This is a genomic window from Acinetobacter sp. ANC 4654, assembly GCF_002135425.1.
GTDB classification, from domain to species: Bacteria; Pseudomonadota; Gammaproteobacteria; order Pseudomonadales; family Moraxellaceae; genus Acinetobacter; species Acinetobacter kyonggiensis.
On record NZ_NEGL01000003.1, the window covers coordinates 64,802 to 87,315 of the forward strand.

23 protein-coding genes are annotated in these 22,514 nt (G+C 40.0%); 17 read left to right on the forward strand and 6 right to left on the reverse strand.

The window, feature by feature from the left end:
- Nucleotides 1-156: 156 nt before the first annotated feature.
- From B9T24_RS06140 to B9T24_RS06180, 9 genes are all read left to right on the forward strand, one after another.
- Nucleotides 157-2,451 (forward strand): TonB-dependent receptor, encoded by a 2,295-nt coding sequence (locus B9T24_RS06140; RefSeq protein ID WP_086164978.1) that lies wholly within the window; start codon nucleotides 157-159, stop codon nucleotides 2,449-2,451.
- Between the two features lie 109 nt (nucleotides 2,452-2,560).
- On the forward strand, nucleotides 2,561-3,244 hold the full coding sequence (locus tag B9T24_RS06145; protein ID WP_086164979.1) for a Fe2+-dependent dioxygenase: 684 nt from the start codon (nucleotides 2,561-2,563) through the stop codon (nucleotides 3,242-3,244).
- A 379-nt stretch (nucleotides 3,245-3,623) separates the two neighbouring features.
- Nucleotides 3,624-5,948, forward strand: coding sequence for a catecholate siderophore receptor Fiu (locus B9T24_RS06150; protein ID WP_086164980.1), 2,325 nt, complete (start codon nucleotides 3,624-3,626; stop codon nucleotides 5,946-5,948).
- Between the two features lie 115 nt (nucleotides 5,949-6,063).
- A complete protein-coding gene (locus B9T24_RS06155; protein WP_086164981.1) occupies nucleotides 6,064-6,747 on the forward strand; it encodes a Fe2+-dependent dioxygenase in 684 nt (227 codons plus the stop codon).
- The gene (locus B9T24_RS06160) at nucleotides 6,744-7,847 is read left to right on the forward strand and encodes an alpha-hydroxy acid oxidase (RefSeq protein WP_086164982.1); all 1,104 of its coding nucleotides are present in this window, start codon (nucleotides 6,744-6,746) and stop codon (nucleotides 7,845-7,847) included. Before B9T24_RS06155 ends, B9T24_RS06160 begins: the two co-directional genes overlap by 4 nt.
- Nucleotides 7,848-8,132: 285 nt before the next feature.
- On the forward strand, nucleotides 8,133-9,830 hold the full coding sequence (leuA, locus tag B9T24_RS06165; protein WP_086164983.1) for a 2-isopropylmalate synthase: 1,698 nt from the start codon (nucleotides 8,133-8,135) through the stop codon (nucleotides 9,828-9,830).
- A gap of 102 nt (nucleotides 9,831-9,932) precedes the next feature.
- Entirely contained in the window at nucleotides 9,933-11,093 is a 1,161-nt protein-coding gene (gene metX / locus B9T24_RS06170; RefSeq protein ID WP_086164984.1) for a homoserine O-succinyltransferase MetX, read from the forward strand.
- On the forward strand, nucleotides 11,093-11,686 hold the full coding sequence (gene metW / locus B9T24_RS06175; RefSeq protein ID WP_074943522.1) for a methionine biosynthesis protein MetW: 594 nt from the start codon (nucleotides 11,093-11,095) through the stop codon (nucleotides 11,684-11,686). The genes metX and metW overlap by 1 nt, the downstream gene beginning before the upstream one ends.
- Nucleotides 11,683-12,270 (forward strand): tetratricopeptide repeat protein, encoded by a 588-nt coding sequence (locus B9T24_RS06180; RefSeq protein ID WP_086164985.1) that lies wholly within the window; start codon nucleotides 11,683-11,685, stop codon nucleotides 12,268-12,270. Before metW ends, B9T24_RS06180 begins: the two co-directional genes overlap by 4 nt.
- A 13-nt stretch (nucleotides 12,271-12,283) precedes the next feature.
- Here B9T24_RS06180 and B9T24_RS06185 read toward each other — a convergent pair whose 3' ends face one another.
- A complete protein-coding gene (locus B9T24_RS06185) occupies nucleotides 12,284-12,754 on the reverse strand; it encodes a GNAT family N-acetyltransferase (RefSeq protein WP_322853446.1) in 471 nt (156 codons plus the stop codon).
- Nucleotides 12,755-12,876: 122 nt separating this feature from the next.
- Here B9T24_RS06185 and rdgB point away from each other — a divergent pair, with 122 nt between their 5' ends.
- The gene (gene rdgB / locus B9T24_RS06190) at nucleotides 12,877-13,506 is read left to right on the forward strand and encodes an RdgB/HAM1 family non-canonical purine NTP pyrophosphatase (RefSeq protein WP_086164987.1); all 630 of its coding nucleotides are present in this window, start codon (nucleotides 12,877-12,879) and stop codon (nucleotides 13,504-13,506) included.
- A gap of 93 nt (nucleotides 13,507-13,599) precedes the next feature.
- On the opposite strand, the gene B9T24_RS06195 is transcribed toward rdgB, so the two are convergent.
- Nucleotides 13,600-14,475 carry an AEC family transporter gene (locus tag B9T24_RS06195; RefSeq protein WP_086164988.1) on the reverse strand — a complete coding sequence of 292 codons (876 nt, stop codon included), beginning with the start codon at nucleotides 14,473-14,475 and terminating at the stop codon, nucleotides 13,600-13,602.
- 154 nt (nucleotides 14,476-14,629) lie between these two features.
- Between B9T24_RS06195 and B9T24_RS06200 the strand changes: the two genes are divergently transcribed.
- From B9T24_RS06200 to B9T24_RS06215, 4 genes are all read left to right on the forward strand, one after another.
- Nucleotides 14,630-14,848: a Sec-independent protein translocase subunit TatA gene (locus B9T24_RS06200; protein ID WP_004649799.1), complete on the forward strand. Its 219-nt coding sequence runs from the start codon at nucleotides 14,630-14,632 to the stop codon at nucleotides 14,846-14,848.
- A gap of 12 nt (nucleotides 14,849-14,860) precedes the next feature.
- Nucleotides 14,861-15,301, forward strand: a complete 441-nt coding sequence (tatB, locus tag B9T24_RS06205; protein ID WP_086164989.1) for a Sec-independent protein translocase protein TatB — start codon at nucleotides 14,861-14,863, stop codon at nucleotides 15,299-15,301.
- Entirely contained in the window at nucleotides 15,298-16,068 is a 771-nt protein-coding gene (gene tatC, locus B9T24_RS06210) for a twin-arginine translocase subunit TatC (RefSeq protein ID WP_086164990.1), read from the forward strand. Before tatB ends, tatC begins: the two co-directional genes overlap by 4 nt.
- A gap of 214 nt (nucleotides 16,069-16,282) precedes the next feature.
- The gene (locus B9T24_RS06215) at nucleotides 16,283-18,301 is read left to right on the forward strand and encodes a PhoX family protein (RefSeq protein WP_086164991.1); all 2,019 of its coding nucleotides are present in this window, start codon (nucleotides 16,283-16,285) and stop codon (nucleotides 18,299-18,301) included.
- A gap of 43 nt (nucleotides 18,302-18,344) precedes the next feature.
- Here B9T24_RS06215 and B9T24_RS06220 read toward each other — a convergent pair whose 3' ends face one another.
- Nucleotides 18,345-19,127: an NRDE family protein gene (locus B9T24_RS06220; protein ID WP_086164992.1), complete on the reverse strand. Its 783-nt coding sequence runs from the start codon at nucleotides 19,125-19,127 to the stop codon at nucleotides 18,345-18,347.
- A 93-nt stretch (nucleotides 19,128-19,220) separates the two neighbouring features.
- Between B9T24_RS06220 and lgt the strand changes: the two genes are divergently transcribed.
- The 3 genes from lgt (at nucleotide 19,221) to B9T24_RS06235 (ending at nucleotide 20,876) form a co-directional block, all read left to right on the forward strand.
- Nucleotides 19,221-20,033 (forward strand): prolipoprotein diacylglyceryl transferase, encoded by an 813-nt coding sequence (gene lgt, locus B9T24_RS06225; RefSeq protein ID WP_086164993.1) that lies wholly within the window; start codon nucleotides 19,221-19,223, stop codon nucleotides 20,031-20,033.
- 85 nt (nucleotides 20,034-20,118) lie between these two features.
- Nucleotides 20,119-20,505 carry a hypothetical protein gene (locus B9T24_RS06230; RefSeq protein ID WP_086164994.1) on the forward strand — a complete coding sequence of 129 codons (387 nt, stop codon included), beginning with the start codon at nucleotides 20,119-20,121 and terminating at the stop codon, nucleotides 20,503-20,505.
- Nucleotides 20,505-20,876: a hypothetical protein gene (locus B9T24_RS06235; RefSeq protein WP_086164995.1), complete on the forward strand. Its 372-nt coding sequence runs from the start codon at nucleotides 20,505-20,507 to the stop codon at nucleotides 20,874-20,876. Before B9T24_RS06230 ends, B9T24_RS06235 begins: the two co-directional genes overlap by 1 nt.
- 95 nt (nucleotides 20,877-20,971) lie before the next feature.
- Here the strand turns inward: B9T24_RS06235 and B9T24_RS06240 are convergent, their stop codons facing one another.
- From B9T24_RS06240 to rpmI, 3 genes are all read right to left on the reverse strand, one after another.
- The gene (locus tag B9T24_RS06240) at nucleotides 20,972-21,532 is read right to left on the reverse strand and encodes an NADAR family protein (RefSeq protein WP_228145694.1); all 561 of its coding nucleotides are present in this window, start codon (nucleotides 21,530-21,532) and stop codon (nucleotides 20,972-20,974) included.
- A gap of 236 nt (nucleotides 21,533-21,768) precedes the next feature.
- Nucleotides 21,769-22,128, reverse strand: a complete 360-nt coding sequence (gene rplT / locus B9T24_RS06245; RefSeq protein ID WP_004649808.1) for a 50S ribosomal protein L20 — start codon at nucleotides 22,126-22,128, stop codon at nucleotides 21,769-21,771.
- Nucleotides 22,129-22,140: 12 nt separating this feature from the next.
- Entirely contained in the window at nucleotides 22,141-22,335 is a 195-nt protein-coding gene (gene rpmI / locus B9T24_RS06250; RefSeq protein ID WP_039621088.1) for a 50S ribosomal protein L35, read from the reverse strand.
- Nucleotides 22,336-22,514: the final 179 nt, after the last annotated feature.

Consider the following 22,514-nt stretch of genomic DNA (forward strand, 5'->3'; position numbering starts at 1 on the left):
ATCAAACACTTAATTACAATTTGTTACATTGTTTCATCTAATATTCCGTTTTATTTTATATTGAGAATCGTCAATTCCAATCTCTATCAATAGTGATAAAAAATAAGAATCATTATTATTCTCATACATTTTCACAGTACACATTTTGAGTTAGAAATGGCCTTCATTAAAACACGCAAAAAATTCGTATCTTCTGCGATTGTGTCATCACTTTCAGTTATCGCTGGTAATGCCATTGCACAAGATCAAGTTGCTCAACTTGATACTATTCACACTCAAGCAAAAACAGAACAAAGTCTAAAAGTAGATCAATCTGCAAATTCTAAATTTGTAGCTCCCCTTCTTGATACTCCAAAATCAGTTTCTGTCATTTCAAAACAGCTGATTGAAGACACTCAAGTCACGACTTTAAGCGATGCTTTACGTACAGTACCAGGTATTACTCTTGGCGCTGGTGAAGGTGGTAACCCAAATGGCGATCGTCCATTTATTCGTGGTTATAACTCAGAAAGTTCAATGTATGTGGATGGTGTGCGTAACTCAACTTCGCAAAACCGTGAAATGTTTGCCGTAGAACAAGTTGAAGTGACTAAAGGTTCTGCATCAGCTATGGCGGGTGCAGGTACAACTGGCGGTAGCATCAACATGATTTCTAAAGTCGCTAAAAAAGGTGACTCATTAGAGGGTTCTGTTGGCGCGGGTACAGACAACTACCAACGCATTACCTTAGATGGCAACAAAGATTTTGGTAATGGCATTGCGGCACGTGTTGCTGTGATGGGTCACCACAATGAAAAAGCTGGTCAAGCGAATGGTGCAGAATATGCACGTGCAGGTATTGCACCAAGCATCACCTTTGGCTTAGATAGCGATACACGTGCGACTTTAAGTTACTATTACTTAAAGTCAGATGACACACCTGATTCTGGCATTCCATATAACAATCCATTTGCAGCTACTAATGCAAAAGCAGGTTTAAATGGTAATGGTAAACCGATTGATGTGAAACAAGGTATGTATTACGGCTGGAAAGATCGTGATTTCCAAAAACAAGAAAATCAAGCGGGAACAATCAAGCTTGAACATGATTTGACTGACAATCTAACGATCAGTAATACTGCCGTATATAACAACTCTAAAAATGATTACCTTTGGAGTAACCCAGATGATTCAAGAGGTAACTTTTATGATGCTACAGGGGCTTTAACAGGTAATATTTGGCGTCGAGTAAACTCTCGTGTTGCAGATACCGATACCTTTACCGATCAGTTGGCATTAACTGGTAAGTTCAATACAGGTGCACTCCAACATCGTTTTAACTTGGGTGCTGAATATAACGATCAAGAAACAGACCGTACGCAATACATTATTGACGGTCTTAACAGTACAGGTAGCGCACATAACACCTGCTCAGCTGCTGATCTTGCTTCGGGCTGGTGTACTTCGGTGCAAAATCCAAGTAATGCGCCTTGGACAGGTTCAATCAGTACTGATGGTGCTGACCGCTATAACATTCAAAGTACATCAAAATCAGTTTATTTCTTAGATAGTATTGAATTCAATCCACAATGGATTTTAGATTTGGGCGTTCGTTGGGATGACTATTCAACTGAACAAACTATGGTTGCGGGTCGTTTTAATACAACGGCTCCTGTAGGAACCATTGTTAAACTTGAAAATGATAAAGACTTTATCAACTATCAAGCCGGCATTACATTCAAACCTGTAGAAAATGGCAGTATCTATGCAAGCTATGCGACTTCTGCCAACCCAGTTGGTGTAGATGGTGGTGATGGTTCTGAAGGAATTACTGCAGCTATTCAGAATTTAAAACCTGAAGAAGTTAAAACTTATGAAATCGGCACAAAATGGGATGTGCTGAATGAGAAGTTAAATTTAACTGCTGCGATCTTCCGTACTGAAAAAGCCAATACTCGTGCTACTGCTGAAGATGGAACGACACGAAACATTGGTGAAACGCGTGTTGATGGTATCGAGTTTGGCGTAAATGGCAACATCACGGATAAATGGGCTGTATCTGCGGGTTATACTTATTTAGACAGTGAGTTAGTTGATGGCGGTTTTGAAAATATCGGAACGACAGCTGCTCCTATCTATATTTCAAACAGAAATAATGGCAAACAAGTTCAAAATGTTGCAAAAAACAGTGCAACGCTATGGACAACGTACCAAGTTATGCCACAGTTAACATTAGGTGCGGGCGCTGTTGCAATGGATAAAGTCTATGGTAACGCTGCTAATACTAAATACGTGCCAGGTTACGTGCGTTACGATGCAATGGCACGTTATAACGTGAACAAAAATGTTGATTTACAATTAAACGTAAACAACTTATCTGATGAACGTTACTTCACTAAGGCATATTCATCACACTATGCAACAGAAGCTGAAGGTCGTAGTGCTGTATTATCGTTAAACTTTAAATACTAAAATCCAATCAAATAATCCCATAAATATATTATGGGATTTGATTTAAAATAGCCTCATCATGAGGCTATTTTTATAGCCAAAGAATTCATTTTTCTAAAGGTGTATTACCGTGATTCATCATATTCCAAACGTACTCAGTAAAGAACAAGTTCAATATTTTCGTGATGAAATGGCAAAAATTGAATGGGTCAATGGCAAAGTCACTGCTGGAACGCTTTCTGCGACGGTGAAACAAAATCAACAACTGCCTGAAGATCTCCCACTGACCCACCACTTAAGTACGATTATTTTAGAATCTTTAGGTCAACATCCACTCTTTTTGTCTGCGGCTATTCCTTTAGACATTATTCCCCCACTGTTTAACCGTTATGAAAACAATGAAGCATTTGGTTTTCATGTCGACAATTCAATTCGTCGTATTCGAGGAACCAACGAGCGTCTACGTACAGACTTATCCTGTACTGTTTTTTTAACTGAACCAGAAGAATATGAAGGTGGTGACTTAGTGGTTGAAGACACTTATGGCTACCATGAAGTTAAGCTTCCTGCGGGCGATATGATTCTTTACCCATCGACCAGTTTGCATGAAGTAACCCCTGTGACGTCAGGTTGCCGTATTGCTTCTTTCTTTTGGGTACAAAGCATGATTCGTGATGATGCTGAACGCCATATGTTATTTAATTTAGACCAATCTATTCAAAGCCTGCGTATGCAGTTGGGTGATCAACACGAGGAAGTGGTCAAACTGACCAATCTTTATCACAACCTGATGCGAAAATGGGCAGAACTTTAAGAAAAATTTATTTAATAAACCCAATTCTGGAGAATCTTTTCATTAACTCCAGAATATTTAATTTCTTTTCATAAACTTACTAAGATACTGGTTTTTATATATTTTACCATTCGATTTATTTCTGTATAAAATTTAGTTTACCTTTCACCTATCATGATTGTTTTCTTAAATCACTAAGTCTCATTTAAACATTATTTCCATCATCAAATCGTTCTATTTCAAAGAAATAACATTGTTAATGATAACTATTATCACTAGAATTCGCATCAATTGTTACTCGCTATAACAATACCTCCATATTTACTGCTATTTTGCAGCAGCTCAAAAGTTGCAGGCAGTAAGGAAATTCTGTCATATACGATATTAGGGATTACCCACAATGGCACAGATTAAAAGCCGTAAACACAATAGAACAGCGCCTTTGGTTGCTTTAGCTGCATCTCTCCCCCTCATGACCCATGCGGCAACACCTGCTAAAGATGAGACAACGGTTCTACCAAAAATTACAGTTCAATCTGAAGTCGAAAATAAATATAAAGCAAATGCCGTCAGTTCACCGAAATATACTCAACCACTGGTCGATACACCGCAAACAATCTCAGTCATCAAAAAAGAATTATTAAAAGAACAAGGGGCAACCTCTTTAACAGAAGCATTGCGTAATACACCGGGGATTACTTTGCAACTGGGTGAAAACGGCAATACCAGCGCGGGAGATTCTTTCCAGATGCGTGGTTTCGATACTAAAAACTCGATTTATCTAGATGGTATCCGTGACATTGGTGCAATTAGTCGTGATATCTATAATCTAGAACAAATTGAAGTGGTTAAAGGCCCTTCTGGTGCAGAAGCTGGTCGTGGTGGTGCGGGTGGATATATCAATTTAGTCAGTAAGCTTCCTCATTTAGAGAATAGTCAGGAAGTCTCTGCAACGTATAATACTGCTAAACATTCACGCCTCACTGCAGATATTAACCAAGCACTTTCTACAGGAACAGCGATTCGTTTAAACGTAATGGGTCAGGAAGGTGGTATAGATGGCCGTGATTATGTCGAAAATAACAGCTATGCCATTGCCCCTTCGATTGCATTCGGTTTAGACAGCGATACACGTTTTTACTTGTATTCGCAGCATGTTCGCCAACGTAATATTCCTGATGGTGGTATTCCAACCATCGGCATGAAAGGCTTTTATTACAATAATACCGATGCAAAACTAACGCAGGCACAGCATGACATCATTAATGCCGCAGTCAATGCTGCAGAACCTGTAGATCGCGAAACTTTTTACGGTAATATTAATGATCATGAAGATGTTGATGCTGACATGTTCACCGCAAAAATTGAAAGTGATCTGAACGAAAATATCAAACTCACCAACATTTCTAGATTTGGAAAAACTGAAATGGATCGCGTATTAACAGGTGTTAATGGTTTGGTGATCAGCAATCTTGCAACCCCTAAAGATCCCAATTCATGGTCTGTAGTACGCACGCGTCAAGGGGTTGATCAAGAAAATAAAATTCTCACCAACCAAACTACGCTCAACATCAAGGCTAAAACAGGTTTTGTTGAACACGATCTTGTCGCTGGTTTAGAGCTGTTACGAGAAGAGCAGTTTAATAATACCTTAAATGTACAAACTCCCGGACAGGCAGCACCAACAATTCCATCAGCAAATTTGTACTCTCCCGATCCTTATCAAATTTTGCCAGACCTCGTTTATACTGGGGCTTATGCGAATGGAAAAACTGATACTGCAGCAGCCTATTTATTTGACACACTTAAGTTTGGCGAGCGTTTCCAACTGAATGGCGGCGTGCGCGTTGATTATTATGATACTGAAGCAGATGCATTAACTGTTGCAACCGATGCTACAACTTTAGCCGTGACTAAAACGCCAAGCAATTTGAGCACGCATGGTACGTTAGTCAGCTGGAAACTCGGTGGTGTATTTAAACCAACAACAGCAAGTAGTGTTTATGCCTCTTATGCAAAATCACTAACACCGCCAGGAACTGGGTTTGTATTAAGCAGTGCTTCAAACTCTACAACGAGCGTAACCAATAACCCATCAACTAAACCGCAAGAAACCCATCATTACGAAGTTGGCACGAAATGGACCTTCAATGAAGATAAGCTTATCTTAACTGCGGCGGCCTATCATACTGAAAATGAAAATCAAATTACGCAAGATCCGATTACCTTACAATATATTCCAGAAGGGAAAACCACGGTTAAAGGTTTAGAACTTGGTGCAGTAGGGCAAATTACCCGTGCATGGAATGTATCAGCAGGTGTTGCTCTTATGGATAGCGAACAAGAAAATCAGCAGACTTATAATGCAACCACTAAAGTTTGGACCGAAAATAATGCAGTACGCTGGTCCCCAGACTGGGCTGCAACGCTATGGACGACTTATAGTGTTGCTGGATTTAGAGCAGGTTTAGGTGCACGTTATGTCGATGAACAGAAACGCTCAATTACTCCTGGTTCAACTGCAACAACAACCATGCCTGCCATTCCAAGCTATATGGTCTTTGATGCACTATTAGGCTATACCTTGAATGATAAAGCATCATTAAACCTCAATATCTACAACCTTGCAGATAAAAAATACATTAGTACGCTAAATAATAGTGGTGCACGTTTAGTGATGGGGCAACCACGTTCGGCAGCACTGACCTTTAATTATAAATTTTAAGCCACTTAAAGCTTAATTAAGCTAAAAAAATTGAGTATAAATGTAGTGTGTTATGCGTAATGCACTACATTTTTATTTTTGAGTTCAACCCATTTAAGGAAGGTTGATAAGCCTGATGATGTTACATATTCCTGAAGTTTTGAGTAAACAGCAAGTGACTGAATTACGTCAGCAATTAGATGCCAGTCAGGCATGGATTCATGGACAACACAGTGCTGGCATTCAAGCGCAAAAAATTAAACATAATCTACAAATTGATGTGAATAGCATCATTTATCAATCTCTTTCCCCAAAAATATTGCACGCCATACAACAAAATTCGCAGATCAAATCCGCTGGATTACCGAAACATATACTCGCACCCTTATTTAATTGTTATCAACATGACGGCAGTTATGGCAACCATGTCGATAGTGCAGTGCAATATTCAACAGCAACAGGGCAAGCGATTCGGACTGATGTCTCCATCACCCTATTTTTATCGGAACCCGAGGAATATGAAGGCGGAGAACTGGTGGTTGAAGATCATTATGGCAGCCATGAAGTCAAGTTAGACGCAGGTGATGCCATTCTCTACCCTGCCACCAGTTTACATCGGGTTGAAGCGGTTACTGCGGGCAAACGGGTTGCCGCATTTACATGGTTACAAAGCATGGTGAAAGATGACTGGCAGCGTAGCATGTTGTTTGACCTTGATATGACCATTATGAAACTACGCCAACAGATCGGTGATTCAGAAGAAATCATCCATTTGACCAGTCATTATCATAATTTATTACGCCAATGGGGCGACCTATGAACGCTTTTACACCCCTCGCGCCTTTAAAACAAATTCCAGCTTATTTACAAACCATTGCAGACTACGAAAAACAAGCCCAGCAGCATCTTCCAACTATGGTCTGGCACTACTTACAGGGCGGATCGATGAATGAACTGAGTGTCCAAGACAATCTTGATCAATTTAAAAAAATACAACTGATTCCACGGCATTTAAACGATCTAACCCAAGGTCATACCGCCTGTGAAATTTTGGGGCAAAGGTTCCCTCATCCTATTTTTTTAGCCCCGATTGGACATCAGCAACAATTTCATCCTGAAGCAGAAATGGCTACGGCTTTGGCTGCTGAAGTACTTGAAAGCAATCTTATTTTAAGTAATTTTAGCAATACCGATATGCGTAGTCTAAAGATAGACAACCCATACAAATGGTTTCAGTTATATTGGCAAGGTGATCGTGAAAAATCACTGACATTGGTCAAACTGGCAGAACAACAAAATTTTAAAGCCCTCGTCATTACCGTTGATTCACCGCATACAGGCATTCGGGATCGTGAACGACGGGTGTTTTTTCAGTTACCTGAAGGCATGCAACATCCACATACCCCGACGCATATTCCATTGCCTGAAATAGATGAAAATCAGCATCCTGTATTTAACGGCTTAATGCAGATTGCACCAAAATGGAAGGATATTGAATGGATCATTGCACACACCTCCTTACCCGTGATTTTAAAAGGCATTGTGCATCCTCAAGATGCCAAACTTGCACTGCAATACGGTGTGCAAGGACTGATTATTTCTAATCATGGTGGTCGAGTCTTAGATACGTGTATTTCCCCGCTCACTGCTTTGCAACTGATCAAAAAAGTCGTCCCTACAGATTTCCCTTTAATTTTGGATGGTGGTATTCGCCGTGGTTCGGATGTATTCAAAGCTCTTGCTTTGGGTGCAGCAGCCGTATGTATTGGTCGTCCTTATATTTATGGACTGGCAAGCGCAGGCGCTTTAGGCGTGGCGCATGTGCTTAAAATTTTAAAGGAAGAATTTGAGATTACGATGGCTTTGATGGGAACAGCCACCGTCAATGACATCAATCAAGAACATATTTTGCAGAAATAAAACTTTTAAAGGAATTTTTTTTCTTAATCCAATCATACACTGCAAAATAAGGAAATTATTTCCAAGCGCGCTATTTTAGAATTAGGGTCAAGTTAATCCATTTACAAGATAAGCGTATTTAAGCTTATAAGGTGTTTAATCCACCGTATAAGACTTATGCTACTTTAGGTGAAAATTCTCCGAAAATTACTTGTAAATCGATACAATAGACACCATCTATATAAGTAGCAAGCAGTTGCCTTTACCCAAGATACGAGCAACCTATGCTGCACAAGGAGTTACCTCATGATGTTAGCTGATCCAAGTAAAAAATATCGTCGCATGTATCAACGTGTAGACTTGCCAGATCGTCAATGGCCGAATAAAGAAATTAATCAAGCGCCTATTTGGATGAGCACAGACCTTCGTGACGGTAACCAAGCAATTTTTGAACCGATGGATATGGAACAAAAATTCAAAATGTTCCAAATGTTGGTGAAAATTGGCTTTAAACATATTGAAATTGGTTTCCCTTCTGCATCACAAATTGACTTTGACTTCACCCGTAAATTGATTGAAGAAGATCATATTCCAGATGACGTTTATATTGAAGTTTTGGTTCAAGCCCGTGATCATTTGATTGAGCGTACTTTTGAATCTTTAGTTGGTGCAAAACGTGCCATCGTGCATATTTACAATTCAAACTCACCGACTTTCCGTGAAAAAGTCTTGAATGTTGATGTTGCTGGCGCTAAAAAATTAGCCATGAATGCGGCGACAAAAGTCAAAGAATATGCAGCACAATATCCAAATACAGACTGGATTTTCCAATACAGCCCTGAATGTTTTACTGCAACTGAATTAGACGTCGCAAAAGATGTCTGTGATGCGGTCACTGAAATTTGGGAAGCATCTCCAGAGAATAAAGTCATCTTAAACTTGCCTGCAACAGTTGAAGTTTCAGGTCCGCATGTGTATGCCGACCAAATTGAATGGATGCACCGCAACATTCAACGTCGTGATGGTGTGATCATTTCTGTGCACTGCCATAACGACCGTGGTTGTGGTATTGCCGCTTCTGAATTGGCCATTATGGCAGGTGCAGACCGTGTTGAAGGTTGTGTATTTGGTAATGGTGAACGTACGGGTAATGTCGACGTTGCCGCAATTGCTTTAAATATGTATACCCAAGGTGTTGCACCTAACTTAGATTTCTCCAACATTAATGAAATCATTGCCACCATTGAAGAATGTACTGGCTTACCTGTGCATCCACGTCATCCATATGCTGGCGACTTGGTGTTCACTGCATTCTCTGGTTCGCATCAAGATGCCATCAAAAAAGGCTTTGAATTCCAAAAGAACCAAGACATGTGGGATATGCCTTACTTGCCAATCGACCCGAAAGATTTAGGTCGTGACTATGATGCAGTGATTCGTGTCAATTCACAGTCGGGTAAAGGCGGGATCGCTTACTTGTTAGAATCTAGTTACAACGTGGTGTTGCCGCGTCGTTTACAAATTGAATTCTCACAAGCAGTGCAACAAGTCACCGATGAACAAGCCAAAGAAGTCACCGCACAAGACATTTGGGCATTGTTCAAAGAAAATTATGTTGCTGCCAAAGATGCACATTATTCAGTAAAAAACTATCGCTTGTCAGATGAAAATGGCTGTCAAGTGATTGAACTTGATGTTGATGTGAATGGTGAAACGCAACAATTGCGCGGTGAAGGCAATGGTCCAATTTCTGCAATTTTGAATGCACTTCAATTGCCGATTGATGTTTTAAGTTATGAAGAACGTAGCATCAGTTCTGGCGCACATGCCAAAGCTTTGGCCTTGATCGAACTTCAAATCAAAGGTACGGGTAAATCTGCATTTGGTGCTGGGGTGCATGACAACATCGTGACCTCTTCAATCGAAGCGATTATTGCCTGTACCAACCGCTTGATTGAACAAGGTGTACTTAACACAGACCAAGTGATTGCAGCTGCGGTATAAATATTAGCAATAATATTTAGCACTAAAATGACTTTAGAAGGATACCACTCAAGTGGTATCCTTTTATTTATACATTCTAAAGATTTAAGGCGAATTATTCCTGTGTCTTTTCCAGCTGACTCAGTGGGCATCGTTCTCCCACAAAAGTTCCAATTCGAAGAGCCGTTAGAGCTTGAATGTGGTCGTGTTTTGCCACGTTTCGAAATCATGGTTGAAACCTACGGTACGCTTAATGCAGACAAATCCAATGCCATTCTGATTTGCCATGCGTTGTCTGGGCATCATCATGCGGCAGGCTATCATCATGATGATGATAAAAAAGCAGGCTGGTGGGATGCCTGCATTGGTCCGGGCAAAGCGATTGATACGTCTAAATTCTTTGTGGTGGCACTGAATAATATTGGCGGTTGCAGTGGATCAACGGGGCCAATATCGCCCAACCCTGAAAATGACAATCGTCCTTATGGTCCAGATTTTCCATTGGTGACGGTACGTGACTGGGTTAAAACTCAAGTCTTATTATCCGATCGTTTAGGGATTGAAGTTTGGTATTCCATTATTGGTGGTTCACTGGGCGGTATGCAGGCTTTGCAATGGTCGGTGGATTATCCTGATCGGTTAAAAAACTGTGTCATTATTGCCAGTGCACCAAAACTCTCTGCACAAAATATTGCTTTTAATGAAGTTGCGCGGCAGTCCATTTTATCTGATCCGGACTTTTATAACGGGCGCTATCTAGAAAATGACAGCTACCCTAAACGCGGCTTAATTTTGGCGCGCATGGTCGGTCATATTACCTATTTATCTGAAGAAGCCATGAAACAAAAATTTGGCCGCGACTTAAAGTCGGGTAAATTTATGTATGGTTTTGATGTTGAATTTCAAGTCGAAAGTTATTTGCGTTATCAAGGTGAACAGTTCAGCCGTAACTTTGATGCCAACACTTACCTCATTATGACCAAAGCCTTGGACTATTTTGATCCAGCACGTGAATATGAGCTGTCTTTAACCAAGGCAATGGCGAACACCAAATGCCGTTTCTTGGTGGTTTCCTTCACCACAGATTGGCGTTTCACCCCACAGCGCTCACAAGAAATTGTCGATGCACTGATTAGCAATCATAAACCCGTCAGCTATGTCGATATTGATGCAGAACAAGGTCATGATTCCTTTTTATTCCCTATTCCGCTTTACGTGAAATCATTACGTGCATTTTTAGGTGGCGTAGAACACCTCGAAGCCACACCTAAGGAGACTGTGTAATGCGTATCGACCATCAACTTGCTGAAAAATGGATTAAACCTGACTCTAGCGTGCTCGACCTTGGTTGTGGTGATGGAGAACTGCTGGCACATATGGGGAAAAAGCACAACATTCGTGCATATGGATTAGAAATTGATCAAGAAAAGATTGCAATTGCGGTCAGTCGAGGGTTAAATATTATTCAACAAGACTTAAATCTTGGTTTAAGTCGTTTTGCAGACCAGTCATTTGATTATGTGGTTATGGCACAGGCTTTGCAAGCTGTAGATGCACCAGACGTATTATTGCGTGATATGGTGCGTGTAGGGAAACAAGCCATTATCACCTTTCCTAATTTTGCCCACTGGAAGACGCGTTCTTTTTTGGCTTTAAAGGGAATGATGCCTGTTTCAAATGCTTTACCTTACATGTGGTATAATACACCCAATATCCACTTATGTACTTTCCGTGATTTTGAAGCACTTTGTGCTGAAAATGATATCCGGATTATTAATCGACTCGCCGTGAATGGGAACCAACAAGGTAGTTTACTCAGTAAACATGTTCCGAATCTGTTTGGTGAAGTCGCTATTTATCGAGTGAGCGCACTATGAAAAAAATATTACTCAGCACACTATTGGTTGGATTTTTTAGCATTCAAGCCCATGCGGATTATGTTGCCTCGACCCCCTCTGTTTCAAGTCAGGCTGCACAATATTCTGTAATGGATATTAATAGCCTGATTAAAGCCGCTAAATCTGGCCAAGCGGGCGCACAATTCTATCTAGCGACCAAATACCAACACGGCAAAGATATTCAACAAGATGAAAACCAAGCCTTTACTTGGTATAAAGCTGCTGCGGATCAGGGTCTTTCTGCGGCGCAATTGAATGTCGGTCGTATGCTGGCGGATGGTGTTGGCACCAAAAGAGACGAAACTTTAGCCCGTAAATATTTTGAAAAAGCAGCAAGCCACGGTGACAACCGTGCCAGCTTCAACCTCGCAATGATGGAAGAGCAAAAGAAAAATTACGTGGGTGCATACCAATGGTATGAACTTTCAACCCGTGATGGCATGCTCGACAACAAAGTGATTTCCCTGTCTGAAGGTAAGAAAACTGCTTTAGCTGCAAACTTAAGCCAAGACCAAATTCGTATGGCGCGTGACCGTGCCGACAAATGGATTCAAGCGCAATAATATTGCACTGATTCTAGACAGCACCTTCGGGTGCTTTTTTATTTTGGGCAGTTCTATTTTTTTGCATCATCACAAACCTCAAGCCATGTGCTTCAATAACCTCCGATACCGCTTTAAAGCCAAATTTTTGATAAATAGGCTGCGCATAACAACTTGAATTTACGCTTATCACGGTGATATTTTCCTGTAGTTCAGCTGCAACATAGTTCCACAGCTTTCGACCAATGCCCCGCTTCTGTACAGCGGTATCTACAAAAAAATGTACGATATGGGCGGGTTCTTTATAAGCAATCATGCCTAGAACTGTTTCATTCTGTTCATACACATAATAATGAACCTGTGGCGTGTTTAATAATCTTAAAATGATCGCTGAAGAAAATTTTTCTTCACCTTCACGGCTTATGGCAAAGTCAGCAATATAAGGCTGAATTAATCTCTCGATTTGTTCTAAATCTGCATAGGTGGCTGAGCGAATCATCTTCATTCCTCTCCTGTTGTTATTCGAAGTAAACTGGTGGCTTTAATCTTCATGGATTATGCTGCTTTTATGCAATCTAATTCAGTTAAAATATAGACCTTCATTTTCAACTCATGAGCACAAATATAATGTCTGCAAATGCATGGTTATCTCAAGGGACTTTAGTCCTTGCCAGCAATAACAAAGGGAAAATTGCTGAATTTGAAAAATTATTTGCTGGGCTTAATCTTCCTGTTGAAGTGATTGCTCAAGGTAAGTTAAACATTGATGATGCCATCGAAGACGGATTAAGCTTTGTTGAAAATGCCATTATTAAAGCCCGTCATGCCTCGCGCATTTCAGGTAAACCTGCCATTGCCGATGACTCAGGTATTTGTGTTCCCGTACTGGGTGGTGCACCGGGCATCTACTCTGCACGCTATGCCGGTGAACATGGCGATGATGCTGCCAATAATGAAAAGCTATTAGCCGACCTTAAAGCACTGCGTAAAGATGGCGAAGCGATTGAAGGTATGTTCGTCTGTGTATTGGCTTTAGTTCAACATGCTGAAGATCCCTTGCCACAAATTTTCCAAGGCATTTGGACAGGCGAAGTTTTAGAACATGCGCGTGGTGAAAATGGTTTTGGTTATGACCCTTTGTTCTGGTTGCCTGAACTGGGAATCTCAAGTGCAGAAATGTCAAAAGAAGATAAAAACAAAATCAGCCATCGTGGGCAAGCGATGCAATTGTTTAAAGCGAGTTTGGAAAATCATTAAGCATTTTTAAATCCTCCCCTTGCGAAACAGTGTTTCTCATCCTGTTTAGGCAAAAACCTCTCTTTTTAAAGAGGGGTGTGGGAAGATTGCGCTTTAAAAGAAATGCAATACCACACCGTATAGCATCACCACGACACAGCTCACCATCGTACCCGATGCAATATCTTTTGCTGAAGTCCCCGTTCCCTGATAGTGGGTTTCTAACGCCACAATATTGGCCGCTGGCGGTAAACAGAACAATAAGAACATGACCCCAATATAGTGTTCAATATTCGGGATCGGAATTAACCAATACGTCAATCCACATAGCACCACACCACAACTCAGTTTTAATATAGCCACACGGCTACTACGCAATAAATCTTTTTTATACACTTTGGTATGACGCAACCACATCCCTAACACACACATGCCAGAAAAACTCATGCCAATTTTAGCGAGGCTATAGATGAGATCTATCGATTGATGTTGTTCCAAATGCTGCACACCCAATATTCGACAGATTAGTGCCAAAATTAATGCCATTATGGGGGGCGATTGCATGACTTTTTTTGCAATATCAGAGCTGGCTTGTTTGTCTGAACTGACGGAAGTGACTGCCCAAATATTGCCAAAAATAGAACCGCCAACATATAAAGCCACCATCGGCGCACTAATTTCAGGGCCAAATAAAGCAATCGCAAAAGGAAAGCCCAACCATGCCATATTCACATAGCTAAAACATAAAGCCCCTAATTGGTCTTTAGACAGCGCAAGGAAAAAATAGAACAGTAATACCGCAACCACAAAGCTAAAGAGCATCAAACTTAAGCTGCCGGCTTGATAAAACACCATGTTGTAAATAATCACGACAGGAATAAAGATCCGTGCCAATAGGCTTGCAAACAGTGCTTTTAAACGTGTTGAAAATTGGCTTGAAGCAAGTTCCCAGCCACATAAAAAGCCAAAAAGTGGTAACAGCAAAGCCACAACATCATCCTAAATATTCCACCTAAATATGCTAGCACTGAATTAAGCACAACAGCAGGTTTAATCTTGCCTGTCTTTAAACTGCAATTTTTCAGTCACATTGCTGTCATGGCAAAATGTTCAGATGGAACTCAATAAAAAATGAGTAAAGAACATGGCAGGATTATCGATTTGGCACGTTGTGATTTTCGCAATTGTGGTGATTTTATTATTTGGTACATCTAAACTCAAAAACTTAGGTAAAGATGTCGGTGGTGCTGTTAAAGATTTTAAAAAGTCGATTAAGGAAGATGAAGCTGAACAAGCTAAGCTTAAAGAGCCACTCACCATTGATGCTCAAGTGAAAAATGCTGAAAACTCTATAAAAAGCTAAGAGCACTCCCTTATGCTGAACATCGGAATGACCGAACTTCTTTGCTTTGCCATCATTGCATTATTAATTCTTGGGCCAGACAAACTTCCTGAAGGCGCACGTTTTGCTGCAAAATGGTATGGCAAAATTAAAAAATTCATTGGTAATGTTCAAAATGAAATTGACCGAGAATTACGCCTTTCTGAATTTCGTGAAGAAATGCAAAAAGAAATTGATAAAATCAGCGAACTTGAACGTCGGATGCAGCAACAACTGGATGCAATTCGAAGCACTGATGACAACAATACAGCTAAAGATCAACAGACCAAAAAACAGCAAATCAACAGTTATCAATGCTTAGAAAGAAGTGACTTCACTCCATTTTCTAAAGGTTATATTCAACGTCATTGGAAAAAATTACTGACTCCTTTAGAAATCCAAACAGCACCTACTCAATTGAAGATTGCCGTATGAGTCAAAGCCAACTCCCTACAGCTTCCGTGAAATCTGGAGCTGAAAGTTTAGAACAAATGCCCGTTATGCAACATTTAGTGGTATTACGTCGCTATCTTTTTAAGATTGTAGGTGTAATCCTTTTTTTGTTTTTTTGTTTATTACCCTTTCGAAATTATACCTATCAATTACTCTCAGACCCTTTAAGACAGCAACTTCCAGCAACATCTACGATGATTGCAACGGATGTCACTGCGACCTTTATGGCGCCATTTAAGCTCAATTTATTTGTTGCACTGATGTTGGCCATGCCTTTTATTATTTATCAACTGTGGTCTTTTGTACGCCCTGCACTTTATGAAAAAGAGCGTTTTCTTGCAGTCCCATTATTGTTCGGTAGCATCTTATTATTTTATTTAGGTATCGCATTTGCCTATTTTATTACGCTACCCAGTATTCTTCATTTCTTTATTAGTGTCTCGCCCGAAACAGTTGCTCCAATGACGGATATCAACAGTTATTTAAGTTTCTGCCTTAAACTCTTTTTAGTGTTTGGTCTGACTTTTGAAATACCGATCATTACTCTAATTTTAATTTTAATTGGTGCTGTCAGTACCCAAAGTCTGGTTGAAAAACGCCGTTTCATTGTCGTTGGTTGCTTCTTCATTGCGATGTTTGTAACACCACCTGATGCCATTTCAATGATTATGTTGGCTGTACCGATGTGGATGTTATTTGAACTTGGATTACTGCTAGGAAAATTATTAGAAAAGCGAAAAGCAACCTAAATAATGACATATATTTTTCACACAATAATATGTGCTTTTAAAAGCACATATTATTGTTTTTATTTATAAATATAAAAAATAAAACTGCTTTCCACCAAAGTAAAACCTGTCTTTAAACTGACTTCAAAATGTAAAAGAACTGTCACTAACTATTTATACAATCACTCACGATAACGAACTAAATAATACTTTTATTACTTTATACGGATTTATTATGACAGCCACTTCTAATCAGCCAAGTCGCCGTGATTTGCTTAAATGGTTTGCAGGAATTCCATTTTTACCTTTGGGTGCAATGAGTACAGCCGCAGCACTCAGCGGATGTAACGACAGTGACAATACTACTGCTGTGATTACACCACCAACAAAACCAGCAAATTTTAAAAATGCTAAATTCACTCCAATGGCTGCGCCAGATCTAAGCAATGCAGCAGCGATGGCGACAACAACGGTTGCGTCTAAGTTAACGATTGAATGGGATGACAATAGCCAAACTGAGTATACACTTGGTTATAAATCTTTCTTTAACACGGGTGTAGAGGTCGACAACTTAGCAGGTGGAAAAATTTTAGCAGGTGGTTATTACGACATTCATAATCAGCCAATTTTAGATACTTCCCTTGCAGGAACATCGCGTCAATTTTTCTCCGACTGCCCAGATGGTTCTTCCCTGATTCATATTGAAGGTGCCAATGTTTCTGGCGTCAATAAGCCTGTTTTTCATGTTGTTCAATTTGAATATGCATCTAAAAATCTGGCTAAACAGGATATGTATGGCAAATTACCCTCTCCAATCGCAGTACTCACTTTAGATCAAGATCAGACTACCGGTCATTTAGAACTTAAAAAATACTTTAATGTCGATATGTCAAATGTTCATGGTTTGTGGATTACCTGTGGTGCAAGCCTTTCACCATGGAATACCCACCTTTCTAGTGAAGAATATGAACCTGATGCATTCAATCAAATTGGTACAAAACTCAGCACATTAAAAGCATATAGCTCATATTTGTACGGTAATGAAACTCAAGCCAATGCTTACAACTACGGGCATATGCCTGAAATTGTTTTAGATGGTAAAGGCGGTGCAACAGCGAAGAAACATTATTGCTTAGGTCGTATTTCACATGAATTGATTCAAGTCATGCCAGATAATCGTACTGCTATTATGGGCGACGACTATACCAATGGCGGTTTCTTCATGTTCGTTGCAGACAAAGAAAAAGACTTATCTGCGGGCTCACTTTATGTTGCTAAATACAAAAATGAGCTAAATGAAACGTCAACTGCTGGCATTGAATGGATCAAACTGGGTCATTCAGACAGCAAAACCATTGAAGATTTAGTCAATGTTCGTGGTATTAAAGCTGAAAATATCATGGAAAGTTTAGCCACTGTTCCAGCAGATACAACAGGCTATAGCGAAATTGTTTTAGATGGTAAAACCCTTTGGGTCAAACTTAAAGAAGCCAATAATGGCTTTAGCAAAGCTGAAATTGAACTGGCAGCAGCATTCCTTGAAACCCACCGTTATGCAGCGTTAAAAGGCGGCAGTATGGCATTTACAAAAATGGAAGGCACAACGGTCAACATTAAAGATAAAGTTGCTTACTCTGCTTTGGCGAATATTCAAGGCTCTATGGTGCAAGGTCAAACTGGCTGGGTCGCTTCACATAACGTCAAATTCAGTAAAGTTGTTAAAGCTGGCGGCATTATGGCGCATGACTTAAAAGGCAGTCTGGTCGATACTGGAAATAGCCTGATTGACAGTTCTTGGGTTCCATATCAAAGCCATATGCTACGTATGGGCGAAGATATTCCTGCTGACAGCCTAGGCAATACCGCTAATCCGAATAATATTGCTAGCCCAGACAATCTGAAATTCTCAGAAACATTGCGCACATTATTTATTGGTGAAGACAGCGGTAACCATGTAAATAACTTCCTTTGGGCTTACAATGTCGATACGAAATCCCTTGATCGCATTCTTTCTACACCCGCAGGTGCAGAAGCAACAGGCTTACATGCGGTCGACTCCATTAATGGTTGGACGTATATTATGAGCAACTTCCAGCACGCAGGTGATTGGGGCGGTATTCATAATGTCGTCAAAACTGCTCTCACCCCCTTAATTAATGCAAATTATAATGATGGTTATGCAGCATCAGTTGGCTACATCACAGCAGACCCAATGCCATCCATCGTTAAAAAAATTGCGAATCCTAAGAAATAACTAAACAATCTTAAAAAAATGCCGACGTGAAGTCGGCATTTTTTTATTGACTCAAAGGAAAATTCAGCTTAATAATTTTCCCTTGAGTCTCGCCTTGTTGGGATTTTTCTTGCCATAACCATGTCTGGTTTTTCATTCTTAAAAAATTTGAACAGCGTGTGCCATAAATTGGACTTTGAATAAAAGTAGAAGACAATAGCGCTTCCATTTCTAGACTAATCCCTGTTTGTGGCAATAATTCAACAATAATTTTACGTTCATCTTCTAAAATATCCCACACTGCACATTCCAAGTCTGCTTCTATTGTCGTGGTCTGTTGCAACATGGGTAAAAACTCTTGGGTAAAGCGCTTGCGTAGATGTTTGCTCTTTTCCCAGTGTTCGGTCATTAAACCATTAGAAACCACATATACCCCTTGAGCCAAGACTTGTGGCGCTTCACCACGATTACTCATATAGACCGCTTGATGCTGATCACCGACAAATAAATTAAAACCCGCATAATCAAGTTGTTGCTTTTCTAAGGCTTGAGCAAAGCGAATTGGTGTTAAATCGGATTGTAAAAAATGTTGAATCAATTGCCCGCGGGAAGTCTGATATTTTTTTTGATCGGTGCCATCTCGAAAGTTGGTCACTACAGCCCATCGGCCCGATTCAGTCACCCCCATCCACGTTCCACCTGACTGCAAATCTTGTCCAGCAATAATTGGGCTATTTTGCCAAGTTTTTAAACCACTGGTCGGACGCTGATAAAACTCATCACGATTTGAAATTAAGCATAACGGTGTATCATCTAACACCTGCCAAGCTAAAGCTACAATACACATAAACCGTGCTCATTATCTTTACACATTGAATGTACAACATTTTTCATCACATTCAGCTAAAATCTGTGCAAAACATAATGACAAGGAACAGCAATGCTGACCTATCCAAATATTGATCCAGTTGCTATATCGCTGGGACCCTTACAAGTACATTGGTATGGACTAATGTATTTATTGGCATTTTTATTTGCTTGGGGGCTTGCCACCTATAGAACCAAACAGCGTGATGGTTGGACACCCGATATGGTCTCTGACCTGATTTTCTATGGTGCTTTAGGTGTCGTTGTCGGTGGTCGTATAGGCTACGTGTTCTTTTATGGTTTTGAACAATTTCTTGCCAATCCACTGTGGTTATTCCAAGTCTGGACAGGTGGCATGAGCTTCCATGGCGGCTTCTTGGGCGTGATGATTGCCATGCTGTTTTGGTGTAAAAAATACCAGATGACGTGGTTCCAAACCCTCGATTTTATTGCACCTTGTGTACCAACAGGCTTAATGTTTGGTCGTATTGGTAACTTTATTGGCGGTGAACTGTATGGTCGCCAAGTCTCCGATCCAAACTTTGCGCTTGGGATGATTTTCCCGAACGATCCTCTGCACTTGGTTCGTCATCCATCACAACTTTATCAAGCCTTAGCAGAAGGTCTCATTCTGTTTATTGTGCTCTGGTGGTTCAGTTCAAAACCACGCCCACGTATGGCGGTTTCAGCCCTGTTCTTGATTGGCTACGGTATTGCACGCTTTGTGGTGGAGTTTTTCCGCGAACCCGACCATGGACAACTCTTTATTGGCTGGATGAGTAAAGGGCAATTCCTCACTGTACCCATGATTTTGATTGGTCTATGGATGATGTGGTATGCCTACCAAAAGAAAATTTATGATTGGGGTCCACTCAAAAATTCATAAAATTTAAAGCGAGGCAAAAGCCTCGCTTTTTTATGGCTATTTTTGCTAAAGTACAATTCAATCCTCCTTGATCTATCCGAAAAATATGCTCGAATTTTGGTTTAATCCTCAAGTTTCAACTTTCCGTAAACTGATGATTTTTATTGTCATCTCGATTGCCACAGGCGTGCTTTATTGGATGGAACCCCTCAAACTTGATGCAATACTCATGTTCTTAGGTACAGGCATCATTTTTCTGATTTGTCTTTATTGCAAAATTCATTTTGCCGCTCAAAATCCAACAGGTTTATTATATCGACTGTTAACGTGGATTCCGATTGCACTATTAATGTCACTCATTTTTATGCATATGCAAGATGGAGAAATTTTAATTCCTGGTGCACAAGGGATTGGCTTTATGGCTTTAGCCATTTGTTTATTCTCGCCCTTATCGTTACTCAATAAAAATGACCTTGTAGATGAGCAGAAATAATGTTGCAGTTTTGGTATTCGGAGAGATGTACGCGTCAAATTAAACTGCTGGTATGTATAGCCACCTGTGTCATGATTTATCTCTGTTCCACAGAGCAACAACTCTCCACTATGTTTACGGCAATTAGTCTAATGATTGGCATGGGCATACATTTATGCAGAACTTTAAGCTTAAAAATCGCGGAAGATAACGCTTATAAAAAGGGCTTTACTCTTCTATTTTGGGTGATGCCATTCACTGCATTGATGACTTTAATGGCTGCATTGCCTACCGAACATAAAATCATGCTGATCCTACAAAGCATTGGATTTACAGCCATTGGTTTATTTATCTTATCGACCTTTCCGAATCGAAAATTTGATCAAAGCTAACCACAGATCACTCAGGTTGTTGTCTTTTCCTCTCCAATCTATCAATTTATTTTTCATAAAATGTTCGAACTCAATCGTGTCTAGCCCTAAAAAGCTCAATTAGACTGAGCCAAAAGCTGAGCTCGAACTTGCATGAGTGCAAAGCCGAGCAGATTTAATCCTTTCCACTTCGTTGGATTTTGAATATCTAGATGATCTTGCGCCATACCAACACCCCAAATCGCATCAACTGGCGATGCTTCAACCAGAATGTGATCATGCGTGGCAATTAAGAAATCTCTTAATTCAAGATGTTGAGAAAATTTAGCAAGGTTTGCTTGCAACACAATGTTAAATCGTTTTTCTTTCCATGCCTGTTCATCATAGTTTTGTACTTTTCGACCCAACTGCTTTGCTTCATTCGGATGTGTGACTTTTAAGATTTGATCAAATGTCTCATCATCATGAAATAACTGTGCTTTTTGCGCCATCATATAATGCTCAGCGGTGAAATATTTAATCCCATCCAATTCAAATTGCGCTGGAAACCACTGACTAAAACAACTTTTATCAACAATATGGGCTTGCTTTGGAGTATGCCCCCAAAAATATAAATATTTGAACTGACCACCTTGCTGTATTTGTTGTATTTGTTGTATTTGTTGTATTTGTTGTATTTGTTGTATTTGTTGTATTTGTTGTATTTGTTGTATTTGTTGTATTTGTTGTATTTGTTGTATTTGTTGTATTTGTTGTATTTGTTGTATTTGTTGTATTTGTTGTATTTGTTGTATTAAATCATTTAAAAAATTTTCATTATTCATAATTTATCTCTAATTATTATCTACTTAAAAAATAATCTAAAATAAAAAAGACCGCTAAAAGCGGTCTTTTTTTGAATCATCTATGATGATTAAGCAGCTAATGCGCTTTTCGCTTTTTCAGCGATAGCAGCAAATGCAACTGCATCATGCATAGCGATGTCAGCAAGTACGCGACGGTCGATGATTACTTGAGCTTTTTTCAAGCCAGCAATCATACGGCTGTATGACAAACCGTTTAGACGCGCACCAGCATTGATACGAGCAATCCACAAAGCGCGGAATTGACGTTTCTTCTGACGACGGTCACGGTAAGCATATTGACCCGCTTTGATTACTGCTTGGAACGCTACGCGATATACGCGTGAACGAGCGCCGTAGTAACCTTTAGCACGAGCAAGAATTCTTTTATGACGGCGATGAGCCTGGACACCACGTTTTACACGAGCCATTTATAAATCTCCTTAAAGGTATGGGCACATACGGCGAACTGAAGCAACGTCACTCACGTGAACCATTACACAGCCGCGTAATTGACGAATACGCTTAGCAGATTTTTTGGTCAAAATGTGGCGTTTGAACGCTTGTTTACGCTTAAAACCGTTAGCAGTCGCTTTAAAGCGTTTAGCTGCACCACGGCGAGTTTTCATCTTAGGCATAACAACCTCTTTTGAACACCTGTTCGGAGCGTCTGCACCATTGCAAAAACGACCTGCAGGTAAGGGAGCCAGTATTGTAAAGCATCTTTGCTTAAAACAAAAGCAAATATCCTTAAATATACCGATTGATTATCTGCTGGACTGAGTCTTATTTTGAATATAAAAAGTGCTATATTTTT

Excerpts from the sequence above, each read along its gene's own strand:
- B9T24_RS06140 (WP_086164978.1), top strand. The coding sequence starts at position 157 with ATGGCCTTCATTAAAACACGCAAAAAATTCGTATCTTCTGCGATTGTG.
- B9T24_RS06150 (WP_086164980.1), top strand. The coding sequence starts at position 3,624 with ATGGCACAGATTAAAAGCCGTAAACACAATAGAACAGCGCCTTTGGTT.
- B9T24_RS06155 (WP_086164981.1), top strand. The coding sequence starts at position 6,064 with ATGATGTTACATATTCCTGAAGTTTTGAGTAAACAGCAAGTGACTGAA.
- B9T24_RS06160 (WP_086164982.1), top strand. The coding sequence starts at position 6,744 with ATGAACGCTTTTACACCCCTCGCGCCTTTAAAACAAATTCCAGCTTAT.
- leuA (WP_086164983.1), top strand. The coding sequence starts at position 8,133 with ATGATGTTAGCTGATCCAAGTAAAAAATATCGTCGCATGTATCAACGT.
- metW (WP_074943522.1), top strand. The coding sequence starts at position 11,093 with ATGCGTATCGACCATCAACTTGCTGAAAAATGGATTAAACCTGACTCT.
- B9T24_RS06180 (WP_086164985.1), top strand. The coding sequence starts at position 11,683 with ATGAAAAAAATATTACTCAGCACACTATTGGTTGGATTTTTTAGCATT.
- B9T24_RS06185 (WP_322853446.1), bottom strand. The coding sequence starts at position 12,754 with ATGAAGATGATTCGCTCAGCCACCTATGCAGATTTAGAACAAATCGAG.
- rdgB (WP_086164987.1), top strand. The coding sequence starts at position 12,877 with ATGTCTGCAAATGCATGGTTATCTCAAGGGACTTTAGTCCTTGCCAGC.
- B9T24_RS06200 (WP_004649799.1), top strand. The coding sequence starts at position 14,630 with ATGGCAGGATTATCGATTTGGCACGTTGTGATTTTCGCAATTGTGGTG.
- tatB (WP_086164989.1), top strand. The coding sequence starts at position 14,861 with ATGCTGAACATCGGAATGACCGAACTTCTTTGCTTTGCCATCATTGCA.
- tatC (WP_086164990.1), top strand. The coding sequence starts at position 15,298 with ATGAGTCAAAGCCAACTCCCTACAGCTTCCGTGAAATCTGGAGCTGAA.
- B9T24_RS06215 (WP_086164991.1), top strand. The coding sequence starts at position 16,283 with ATGACAGCCACTTCTAATCAGCCAAGTCGCCGTGATTTGCTTAAATGG.
- B9T24_RS06220 (WP_086164992.1), bottom strand. The coding sequence starts at position 19,127 with ATGTGTATTGTAGCTTTAGCTTGGCAGGTGTTAGATGATACACCGTTA.
- lgt (WP_086164993.1), top strand. The coding sequence starts at position 19,221 with ATGCTGACCTATCCAAATATTGATCCAGTTGCTATATCGCTGGGACCC.
- B9T24_RS06230 (WP_086164994.1), top strand. The coding sequence starts at position 20,119 with ATGCTCGAATTTTGGTTTAATCCTCAAGTTTCAACTTTCCGTAAACTG.
- B9T24_RS06235 (WP_086164995.1), top strand. The coding sequence starts at position 20,505 with ATGTTGCAGTTTTGGTATTCGGAGAGATGTACGCGTCAAATTAAACTG.
- rplT (WP_004649808.1), bottom strand. The coding sequence starts at position 22,128 with ATGGCTCGTGTAAAACGTGGTGTCCAGGCTCATCGCCGTCATAAAAGA.
- rpmI (WP_039621088.1), bottom strand. The coding sequence starts at position 22,335 with ATGCCTAAGATGAAAACTCGCCGTGGTGCAGCTAAACGCTTTAAAGCG.